Annotated in this window: 8 protein-coding genes; 5 read left to right on the top strand and 3 right to left on the bottom strand. The window is 37.9% G+C overall.

Going from position 1 to position 10,833, the window contains the following annotated elements:
- The 3 genes from AW165_RS02845 to AW165_RS02835 form a co-directional block, all read left to right on the top strand.
- The coding region (locus AW165_RS02845) for a BapA/Bap/LapF family large adhesin (RefSeq protein ID WP_060464911.1) at window positions 1-4,130 on the top strand (4,130 nt) is incomplete at its 5' end.
- A 145-nt stretch (window positions 4,131-4,275) separates the two neighbouring features.
- The gene (locus tag AW165_RS02840; protein ID WP_060464910.1) at window positions 4,276-5,931 is read left to right on the top strand and encodes a hypothetical protein; all 1,656 of its coding nucleotides are present in this window, start codon (window positions 4,276-4,278) and stop codon (window positions 5,929-5,931) included.
- Window positions 5,928-7,658, top strand: coding sequence for a CapA family protein (locus AW165_RS02835; protein WP_060464909.1), 1,731 nt, complete (start codon window positions 5,928-5,930; stop codon window positions 7,656-7,658). The genes AW165_RS02840 and AW165_RS02835 overlap by 4 nt, the downstream gene beginning before the upstream one ends.
- Here the strand turns inward: AW165_RS02835 and AW165_RS02830 are convergent.
- On the bottom strand, window positions 7,655-8,371 hold the full coding sequence (locus AW165_RS02830) for a hypothetical protein (RefSeq protein WP_060464908.1): 717 nt from the start codon (window positions 8,369-8,371) through the stop codon (window positions 7,655-7,657). The two genes, AW165_RS02835 and AW165_RS02830, sit on opposite strands and share 4 nt — an antisense overlap.
- An 81-nt stretch (window positions 8,372-8,452) precedes the next feature.
- Here AW165_RS02830 and AW165_RS02825 point away from each other — a divergent pair, with 81 nt between their 5' ends.
- Window positions 8,453-8,782: an MGMT family protein gene (locus AW165_RS02825; protein WP_002115572.1), complete on the top strand. Its 330-nt coding sequence runs from the start codon at window positions 8,453-8,455 to the stop codon at window positions 8,780-8,782.
- 25 nt (window positions 8,783-8,807) lie between these two features.
- Window positions 8,808-9,557, top strand: coding sequence for a hypothetical protein (locus AW165_RS02820; protein ID WP_060464907.1), 750 nt, complete (start codon window positions 8,808-8,810; stop codon window positions 9,555-9,557).
- Between the two features lie 41 nt (window positions 9,558-9,598).
- Here AW165_RS02820 and AW165_RS02815 read toward each other — a convergent pair whose 3' ends face one another.
- Window positions 9,599-10,036: a universal stress protein gene (locus AW165_RS02815; RefSeq protein ID WP_060464906.1), complete on the bottom strand. Its 438-nt coding sequence runs from the start codon at window positions 10,034-10,036 to the stop codon at window positions 9,599-9,601.
- Between the two features lie 121 nt (window positions 10,037-10,157).
- Entirely contained in the window at window positions 10,158-10,790 is a 633-nt protein-coding gene (locus AW165_RS02810; RefSeq protein ID WP_060464905.1) for a CatB-related O-acetyltransferase, read from the bottom strand.
- Window positions 10,791-10,833: the final 43 nt, after the last annotated feature.

Raw genomic sequence — 10,833 nt, 5'->3', positions numbered from 1 at the left:
ACCTTGCAAACGGCTTCATTACAGCGACTCTTGCCGCAACAGCAGCAGATCCTGTGACTGGTCAGATTGTGATTCATGCTGAGGCTGTAGATGCACAAGGTAACGTAGATGTTGCTGATGCAGACGTAACGGTAACTCTAGATGTTACTCCACCTGATATCACTACAACTGTGTTAGCAATTGACCCAGTTACTGCTGATAACATCTTGGATGCGACAGAAGCTGGTGGATCAGTGACCTTAACAGGTACATTGACCAACATCCCTACAGATGCAGTAACAACAGGTGTTGTGGTTACCGTAAATGGTGTTGACTATACAGCCACAGTTGATGCCGTAGCAGGTACTTGGACAGTTGATGTAGCTGGTAGTGGTCTTGCAGCAGATTCAGACTTAACTGTTGATGCTACTGCGACATTCACAGACCTCGCAGGAAACGCTAGTACACTTCAAGATACGCAAACTTATACTCTTGCAAGCTCTATCATTGCTTTCGATAACACTGATACAGCAGTACTTGCACCTCAACCATTGCTTGTACAAGATGATGCAGCACTAGGAAGCAACACTTATCTAGCACTTGTATCGCTTGCTGGACTTGATTTGCAGTTAGGGTCAGAGTCAATCGGCTTTACAGTGGGTGCTGGTCAAGAAGGCAATGCGACCTTTACTTACAGCGCTTTAATTGGAGTAGATGCATTATCTGATTACTCTCTAGTAGTTCAGAAACTTGACCCAGTAACAGGCCAATGGACTTCGGTCTATGGTGGTGGCCAAGCAGATATTCTTGATCTTACTTTACTAGGTTCAACTCCTGGTGTGGTTCTTGAAGGTCTAGAAGAAGGACAATACCGTGCATTCATGACTTACAACGGTCTTCTAGGTATCGGTTTACTGGGTACCTTAACAGGCACAATGGATGTTTATGACACAACACAAGTAGGTGGATACTACACCGAAGTTGCTGATGGGAATGTGATTACTGATATCAATACCAGTGGCGAAACAGACGTTGTAACCGCTACGACTGTAGTTACAGCAGTAAATGGTCAGCCTGTTACAGCGCTAGATACTGTGATCAACGGGTTGTACGGTACTTTGGTAATCGATCCAGACGGTACATACACTTATACCCCTACTGCAAGTGCAGCAGGTGTAGGTCAAACAGATGTATTTGTCTACACATTAACTGATCCTGTAACTGGTGATACGGCTCAAGCAAACCTCAATATTCAATTGAGCTCTGTGAAAGCAGTGGATAATGTTGTAACTGCAGAGATCAACCCAGAACCGTTGCTTGTTGCAGATGATGTTGCGTTAGGTAGTGCGAGTTATCTTGTAGCTGTATCGTTAGCTGGTCTGGATTTACAATTGCTTGGTAACGATGCAATTGAGTTTACTGTTGATCCAAACCGTGAAGGCACAGCAACGTTTACTTTCGATGCCATAATCACAGCAGATTTACTCAGTAATTATGCGATTGTTGTTCAGAAATTTGATGAAGCAACAGGCCAATGGGTATCGATTGGTGGTACTAACCCAGAAGCATCACTCATCGATCTATCACTTATCGGTGGAACACCAACAGCTGTACTTGAAGGATTGGATGCTGGTCAGTACCGTGCATTCATTGGATATGAAGGTTTAGTCGGTGTAGGTTTAGGCGGAACATTAACTGGTACGATGGATGTCTACAATCCATACATCGTGGCTAGTTACTCTGTTGAACCTATCTCTGGGAATGTCATCAAAGATGCGAGCCTCACTGGTGAAGTTGATGCAGCAAGCAGCAGTGCTGTGATCTCTCAAGTGAATGGTGTTGCGGTTGATCCAGTTGCTGGTGCAACAATCAATGGTACATACGGTACATTGGTGATCGACCAAGATGGTAACTACACTTATACCCCAACTGTAGACGGAGCAAACCTAGGTCAGGTAGATCAATTTACCTACACCTTGCTTGATCCTGTAACAGGTAACACTTCTGAGGCAACACTTTATGTTCGTCTCGATAGTGACAGTGTAGATATGACTTGGAACGATGCAGATCCATCTCAACCAGCTGTAATTACTAGCCCGCTTCCAGTAGATGCAATGGATAACGTTGCTTCGGCTGAAATAGACATGGTGTATCCAGTAACAACTGAGGTACTTGATAATGCGATCAGCTATAACTGGTTACTCGGTGTAGGTGGAGTTGTTATCGGTTCTAGAGAAGGAACAGCGACATTTACAGTTGATCCAGGTAATCTGACTGATGCGATTATTGCAGTGAACTTTGGTTCGGTTGCTACGGTTGTCGACGGTTTACATGTGGTATTAACACGATTAAATCCAGATGGCACTCGTACTGTAGTTGCAGATAGCTCTGATACTGGCGTGATCGATTTGTTAGGTATCTTTGGTTCTGAAGTTCAATTCAAGATTGATAACTTAAGTGCCGGTACTTATGAGTTGTTCATGGAAAGCAACACATTACTTACAGCTCTAGGTAGTGTTACTGCGGATATCACACTGAATCACGGTGATATCACTCAACCTCCTGTACTGGTTGTTGACCCTGTAACTGGTAATGTACTCGCTGATGATAACTCTGCTGTTTACGGTACAAACTATGTGCCGGACTACATTACAACAACTTCAGTAGTAACTGCTGTTACAGCTGAAAATGGTAATACAACTACAGTTGTAGCGGGTACTCCAGCAACGGTTATTGGGGTATACGGAACTCTGACTATTAATGCAGATGGTACTTATAGTTATCAGGCAACTGCGGATATGGCGAATGTAGGTAAAGTTGATAGCTTTACTTACACAGTGACAGATCCTGTAACTGGTAGAACTGATACCGCTACATTACATGTTCAAGTTGGTTCGCCAGATGTTGATGTCACTTGGAATACAGCAGATCCTTCGGCAGATGCTACGCTTCCAACACCATCTGTAACAGCTGATACAGATGATGCGACAATCAGTATGGAACCAGTGGTAGATCCTGCCGCTTCAGTGGCGAGTGGTGACTTACAATTTGCTCAGATTGGTACTGTTCCAATTGTTGGTACTCCGATCTACGGTACTACGGGTACAGTCACTTCTAGCCAATTTGTAATTGGTGCGAACACTGTTAGTGATGTTCATATACAGTTGAACTACACTGCATCATTAAGCTTATCGGCATTACCAACTGTAGCTTATAAGATTCAGCAGTTTGTAGGCGGTGTATGGGTAGATACGGTTTATTCAGGTTCAGCGACGGCTTTAGCTGGCGTGTTGGGTGCTCCAGCCTACTCGACAGATGTGCCACATCTGTCTGCAGGTACGTACCAAATCGTATTCAACATTAGTGCTCTAGTTGCTATTGGCCAAGTTACTTTAGATACAGTAATTACAACCACAGCGACTCATCTAGACCAATACACACCAGATGGTCAAACCGACTGGATTACTGGTAACGTTCTTACTAATGATGTGGTAGAAGGTACACAGCTCTATGTAATGAACTCAACAACTGGTACTTATGAACTAGCTGCTGGTCAAGGAGTCAATACAGGTGAAGGTACGTTGTATCTATACAATGATGGTTCTTACTTCTACAAACCATTAGACAGCGCGGCAAATGCGACTGTTGATGCGATTGATTACAAGTTGGTTTCAGTGATCGATGGTAGTGAATATGCCTCTACATTGACGATTAACTTGAGTCAAGAGTTGAATAGCCTTGCAGTAAGTACTGCGGCAAATGATACATTTGCTCTTGGAAATGGCTCTGATACCTTGATTTACAACACATTAACAGCTGCAAGCGTAACTAACGCAACTGGTGGTAATACAACAGCTGGTGGTGTAGATGTATGGACTGACTTCCACGTAGGTGACACTGCAACCGATGATCAGGCTGATAAGATTGACTTAAGTAACTTGTTAATTGGTTCTCAAACTAACTTAACAATTGGTCAATATGTGACAGTAAGTTATGATGCTGGTACTCAAACTGCGACAATCAGCGTAGACCGTGATGGTGGATTACTTGTAGAAGGTACTTACACTGAAACACCATTGCTTCAATTGACTAACCTTACTGGTCCAGTCACATTGAATGACTTGATCAACAATGGTCAAATCATTTTCTAATCTGACAATCGACTTATAGAAAAAAGAGCCTTCGGGCTCTTTTTTTATGTTTAAACAATACGTTAAGTTAGCTTTTTATATGTTCATGCTATGATGGATTGAAAACTTTATAGAACAACAAATAACGGATAGGGACTGATTTCGAGTGACAGCATTTTTAAACTTCCAAAGACAACTGAACCTTTGGTTAGAACATATCGCTCCACATGCTTCCGCTTTTCAGGATGAAACAATTTTATTTATATCTTATGGGCCTAAAGACCAAAGATGTAACGTATGGCATAGTGAAAAAACAAACTTTTCTCAAGCAAAAATACAATTATTAGCTTTCATTAATGACCAGTTTGCACATGAGTCACTTGTTGATTATATAAAAATTGATGTTGCATATAATTTAACGAAACAAGTTTGGACAGTAGTAGAGCAGCAGGTCCATCATCAATTTCACAATAACCACTACCGTAAAGGTATTGGATTTGATGAACACTGTTCAGTGGTTTTTCTGGAGCAAGAGATTTATGGAAAGGCAATTATTCGAGGTTTGAGCTATGACAAACCCAACTTTTTTGACGAAACAAATCTGAATTATGCAATTAAGCAAAAATATAACGCGACTAAACCACAGATTAAACTACAAGAGCTACAAGACATTTGGACTTTTGATACCTATGCAGCATTTTATGAAAATGGGCAATTCATTAATTTAGCGAACGGTTATGATGCGAATGGTATTAGAGCGATTTCAAGCAATAAGAAACAGCATTTTCAGTCGTTAATTGAAAAAAATTCGGCATTTTTGCATGATCAAATTCAAGAAAATGGCAAATTTATCTATGGCTATTTTTCTGCTTATGATCGTGACATTCGTAACTATAATACGGTACGCCACTGTACCTCAGTGTATGCCTTACTAGAAACATTTGAAGTGCAGAGCAAACCAGAATATTGGCCCAAGATACATGCTGCTATCCAATATGCACTGAGCAACTTTTATAAAGAAAAAGACTCAGAAACTGCATTTATGATTGATGGTAAAGAAGGGGAATTTGAAATTAAATTAGGTGCCAATGCGGCTGCTATTTTAATGTTAACTAAATATCAAGAAATTACTCAAAAAACTGATTATCAAAAATATGCAGAAAAACTAGCAAATGGTATTTTAAAATTAATAGATTCAAATGGCTCAACAACTCATGTATTAAATTATCCAGATTATGATTTAAAAGAAAAATTCAGAATTATTTATTATGATGGTGAAGCTGCTTTAGCTTTATTAAGGTTATATCAAATTAACCAAGATTCTAGATTATTAGAAACTGTTAAATTAATGTTTGAATGTTTTATTGAGAAAAGATATGAAAAATACCATGATCATTGGTTAAGTTATTGTACAAATGAACTCACTAAAATATGCCCTGAAGATAAATATTTTATTTTTGGTTTAAATAATTATTTAAAACATTTTATTTTTATTAAAAATCGAAAAACAACATATGCAACTTTATTAGAAATGCTAATGGCTGCTTATAAAATGGTGAACCGTTTAAAAGAGCAGGGACGGACAGCACTTTTTGAGCAGGCGTATATGCCTGAGCTTCAAAAGCTAATTGAGTTTAGAGCTGATTTTCAAACTACAGGATTTTTTTATCCGGAAATGGCGATGTATATGGCTCGGCCAGATAAAATTTTACATGCGTTTTATATTCGTCATGATCGTTTTCGAGTACGGATTGATGACCAAGAACACAACTTATCGGGTTACATCGCTTACGTTAAAGATTATAAAGGTGATGAGCCATGAAATATCAACCCGTTGAGATCAAGCTATTAGCACATATCGATACGACAAGTTTTGATGAAGCTTTATGGCAATTCGAATTTGACGATGATATTTCAACGCTACTGCTAATTGACTACGCATTAGAGCAATTTCAGCAAAAAAGTGTACAAGCTCAAGATGACTATGTTGTCCCTGAACATCTATCTGAGCAATTAGGTCAGCAAAATCTAGGCTTAAAACCCTCGGAACATTACAACTTCATTGAACTATTGCAGTTGCTAATTTTCACCCAAGCAGCAGATGTAAAAGATGCTTTAAGTAAGATGCTCTGCGGTACAAATGAGAAAGCATCTTTAATTTTCTCTAAAAGAGCCGCTACCCATAACTTAACCCTAAAAAATGCAGGTACCCAAAATCAGTTAAAGCATTTGTTTTTATTAGCTAAAAATATTTATAGCCATCCAGCTGAAATCAGAAAACTATTCTTTATAAAAGAGCTTATTTTTAAAGGAAAGTCCTATCTTCCTCAGACCTTATTAATGGCACAGAACGTAGTAGAGGTCTTATATCTTACAAACTCATTTAGAAAAATTTATCTCACTTTCTTTGAAGAAAACCAAACTATAGGTTTCTTTTTATTCTTAGATGATATTCATCGTGCTGAGCACCTGGTTCCTTATTATCATTGTTTTCAAGCACAGAACGTACAACCTAAAGTTTGCTCTGCTCCAAGTGGCATTATTAACATTTTAGGTGATACCTACTTTGGGGAAATCTACACTGAAAAACGTAAGGCTAGAGGGCAAATAGATGCTATGCAACAGTATGGATATGACTATTCTTTTAAAAAAATAAAAGCTTTTTTAGGTGAACATGACTTAAATATTGCTAACTTTGAAGCGGTATTTTCTTTAGAAAACCAATCTCCTTTAGATCATAAAAAGCCTTTTATTCTTAAAGCTGATGCTGAAAAAACATTAGCAGCATTCAAAAATATTCACCTTCATCATGTGGTGTTGGCAAATAACCATCTAAAAGACTATGGAGATCGTGGGCTGACCTATACATTACAACAGTTGGATCAAGCTAACATTTCTTATATCGGGGCAGGTATAAACCAAAAAGATGCTCATAACTACTTTCAACTCTCTATTGAAAATAAGCGTTATGCTATTTTTAACGGATACTGGCACAGAGACACTGCCTATCTCGATTATGATTTTTATGCTTTAGGTCATAAGAGTGGGGTCGCGTGTTTAAATGGTGTTTTGCTTGAACAAATAGGTCGCTATAGGCTGATTCATCCTGAACATAAAATTATTGTTATTTGCCATTGGGGTGTCGACTTTAAGCCAATTACAAAAGAACAGAGTAAGCTTGCTACGATTCTTACTCAAGCTGGCGCTGACCTGATCATTGGCCATGGTGCTCATACTATTCAACCTGTCCAGATCATCAACCAAAAGCCAGTCGTATTTGGTATTGGCAATGCTGTGTTTAATAGCAATGGCGAATATGAAAAACACAATGCTTTACCATTTGGCTGTATAGCAAGGTTAGATTTATCAAAAGACTTACTTCGCCTTTATCCAATTTACACCAATAATTTGAAAACATTTTGGCAGCCGTATCCAGTCGATGCTGAAGATTTCTTAAAGGCGAGTACTTACATGACATCTTTACTGACCCCTGAAAATTACATCGCTGCCCAAGATAACTTAGGGGCATATATTGAAATTAAATTTTAGGGATATTGTTTGTATGTCGATAAAATCGTTTGAAGTTGTACTGGCGTAAATCCTAAATTTCTTAAGCCACCACTGCCTAATTTACATTCGGCGCTTGCCATGATGTTGGTTGGAGTACGTTTTGTAGCATTCGGTGCACAAACATGTTTTAGTCCAAATACATGTCCCATTTCATGCACGCTACCAGCCTGAATATTATAATTGAGGCGGTTCCAGTCTAATAAAATAAAGGGTTTGCCATTATTGCGAAAAGCTCTACTTGTTACATCTTCAAATTTCCATTTCGTTGAGTAGGCATCATAAATAAAAACAATCACTTCTTTACTTGCAGTTCGTTTCGGAAAACACGTATTTACACTGGCAGGAATGGTTTCAATAGTAATTGGGTAGGGCTGATTAATCTGTTGTTTTAAATCACAATGTAATTTTGAAAACTCTTCATAAGGAATATAACGATGTAATTTAAATTTAAAAATTTTATTATTTTTATCATCTACATAGTATTTATTTAATATTTTAATTTCCTTACGCATCTGTTGATAATTATCAAACTTTGTAGCTTCTGGAGAGTTGGTTGTAAAAACAAAAGTGACTGGAATAATAGGAAGGCCATCTGTAGAGACTTTAGGTGTTTCTCCTAAAGGAAGAGGAGGGCGTGTAGTACAAGAAACGCATAGTAAAGTGCCAGTAATCACCAGTAATGTTTTTTTCATGCAGATTTCCCTCAAGCCCACCTTGGATTGCATTTAGTTTTGTTCAAAATTTTTTATATGATATGAATGATGTCAATTTTTATGGAGTCCATTTTGACAACTCAGTATGAACTACATCGGCAAATTTTAGAAGTCATTGCTTTGATTCCTTACGGAAAAGTTGCAACCTATGGACAAGTGGCTCGTATGGCAGGATTACCAAAACATGCAAGATTAGTCGGCTATGTTTTGAAACATCTTGAAGCTGATCATCAAGTTCCTTGGTATCGTGTAATTAATTCTCAAGGCAAAATTAGCCTAAGTAAATTTAATGAAAAAGGTGAAAATATTCAGCAATTAAAATTGGAAGCTGAAGGTGTCTATTTGTTAAATGGTAAAGTTGACTTAAAGCAGTTTGCTTGGCAGCCTTAATATTTAAGTTAGAGAGTAAATACACATGCAAAAGAATAATAAATGGTGTAGCGGAGCAGTATTACTTTTAAGTTTGATGGCACAGGTGAGTTATGCTGAAAAGGATATTTCAACTCAACCTTTTGCAAATATAAAGGCTTCTCAGCAAGACATAGATTTGATATGCAAGCAACTGAAACAGAAATGCAGTGGTGAAGCTATCCTGTGGAAGGGAAAAAATACGCAAGATTCGATTTATTACCTAATAGATGAAAGTCCACAAATTGTTCAGGTTAAGAAGCAAAATAATCAATATAAAGTAGTTGATCAATGGGAATTTAAAGATTATCAACATCATAATAAAGAGCCTCACACCGATGATTTGGCACCAGATGGATTACAAATCTTTCCAGCTTTATATCCATTAAATAAAAATGAGTTTGCAATCGCAGTAGTTAATAGATGGTTTACTGGTTACTCAGGAGGAGGGCGTTTTGAGGAAAATGCTGACTTCATTAAGCTCAAACCTCATGGGGAGTATCAAGTTGCACTAAAAGATATTGCTTTTTCTTCACGAGAAATGATTCGAGCATGTTTTTCAGAACAAGATTATAAAAAATCGCCCCATTGTCATGATGAGGCATGGATGATACTAAACATTCAATTTAAAGATGTGGGGCAACCATATTATTTATGGCAATTAAATTATAAAAATTATTCTTGGGAAGCTTTCAAAAGTAAAAAAACGATAACGGTTGAGCAATCGCGTGAAGAGGTTATGCCTTTTAAGAAATAGAAGCCTATCTTGCTCACTTTAGCCAGACAGGCATTCTCACTTTAGCGAACAATTAACACAGGAATATGGCTTTCCCCTAAAACTTTTTGTGCAACACTTCCTAACACAAGTTTTCGGACTCCTGTGCGCCCATGAGAGCCCATTACAATCAAATCTGCATTTAAGTCTTGGGCAGCCTGAATGATTTCCTCATGTACAACAAAACCTTCCAGCAGTTTAGTCTCAACGGTAATGCCTTCGTTGGCAAACTCTTGTTTTGCGTGTTCTAAAATATCGAGTAAATAAGTTCTTGTGCGTTCAATCAAATCATTAGTTTGGCCAGTTTTTACGTAGACATCAGCAATAAATGGGTCAAGTGCCATCACTTGTACAACTGTAATTTTACTATTTAACGCTTTTCCCAGCTTAATGGCCTCTTTCATGGCGACCATAGAAGTTTCAGAACCGTCAATTGGTACCAAAATATGTTGATATAACATGAGTATTTTCCTTATTGTAATGATGCTTATTTATTAATACTTTATACTTATTTTTTGACGATTTAAATTCAAGCACGTAATCATTTGTGATTTTATAACAACAAATTTTTTAGATAAATTTTTATAAATTGCGCAAATTTTCTATATGTGTAGATAAAGCATCAATATCGTCAGTTTGAAGATATTCACGTATTTTCAAAATTTGCTTCTCATCTAAATCATAAAGTTTTAAAGCAAGTAGTTTGTCGATTTGTTCTTGAGGAAAGCGATATTTAATAATTTTCGCAGGCACTCCACCTACAATTGCATAGGGAGGAACATCTTTAGTTACTACGGCTCCAGTGGCGACCACTGCGCCTTCACCTAGTTTGACACCTTGCATAATCATTGCACGGCTACCAATCCAGCAGCCATCAGCAATAATAGTATCACCAGCCGCCAAAAAACTACGAGTATCAAAAGGAAAAGTTGAAATCCAGTCGGGTCTATGAAGCTGATTGCCACCCATCATGATCACGCACTCAGCACCAAAACAAACAAAATTACCAATATAAAGTTGATCAATTGGCTTGTCTGGAGTAGAGAGCTTGTCATGTAAATAACGTACTACACAACGCTCAAAGCCTTGATCCCAATAGGCCGAATAGTAAGAATAATTTCCTTTAATATGGATATTTGGATTTCTCACAGTTTTGGAAATAAACTCAAATTCGCACCAATGACGAACAGGGGAGCCAATTAACTTTTCAGCCATAAGGGAAATATAAAAAGAGAATACGCCATTATACCGAATTGCG

Origin of the sequence: Acinetobacter sp. LMB-5 (genome assembly GCF_001541635.1) — a bacterium.
Lineage (GTDB): Bacteria > Pseudomonadota > Gammaproteobacteria > Pseudomonadales > Moraxellaceae > Acinetobacter > Acinetobacter pittii.
Note: the sequence above shows the minus strand (reverse complement) of the source record. Positions and strands in the feature narration are given on the sequence as shown.

Bases quoted from the DNA above. Each gene is read 5' to 3' on its own strand.
- AW165_RS02835 (WP_060464909.1), top strand. From the start codon at position 5,928: ATGAAATATCAACCCGTTGAGATCAAGCTATTAGCACATATCGATACG.
- AW165_RS02830 (WP_060464908.1), bottom strand. From the start codon at position 8,371: ATGAAAAAAACATTACTGGTGATTACTGGCACTTTACTATGCGTTTCT.
- AW165_RS02825 (WP_002115572.1), top strand. From the start codon at position 8,453: ATGGAGTCCATTTTGACAACTCAGTATGAACTACATCGGCAAATTTTA.
- AW165_RS02820 (WP_060464907.1), top strand. From the start codon at position 8,808: ATGCAAAAGAATAATAAATGGTGTAGCGGAGCAGTATTACTTTTAAGT.
- AW165_RS02815 (WP_060464906.1), bottom strand. From the start codon at position 10,036: ATGTTATATCAACATATTTTGGTACCAATTGACGGTTCTGAAACTTCT.
- AW165_RS02810 (WP_060464905.1), bottom strand. From the start codon at position 10,790: ATGGCTGAAAAGTTAATTGGCTCCCCTGTTCGTCATTGGTGCGAATTT.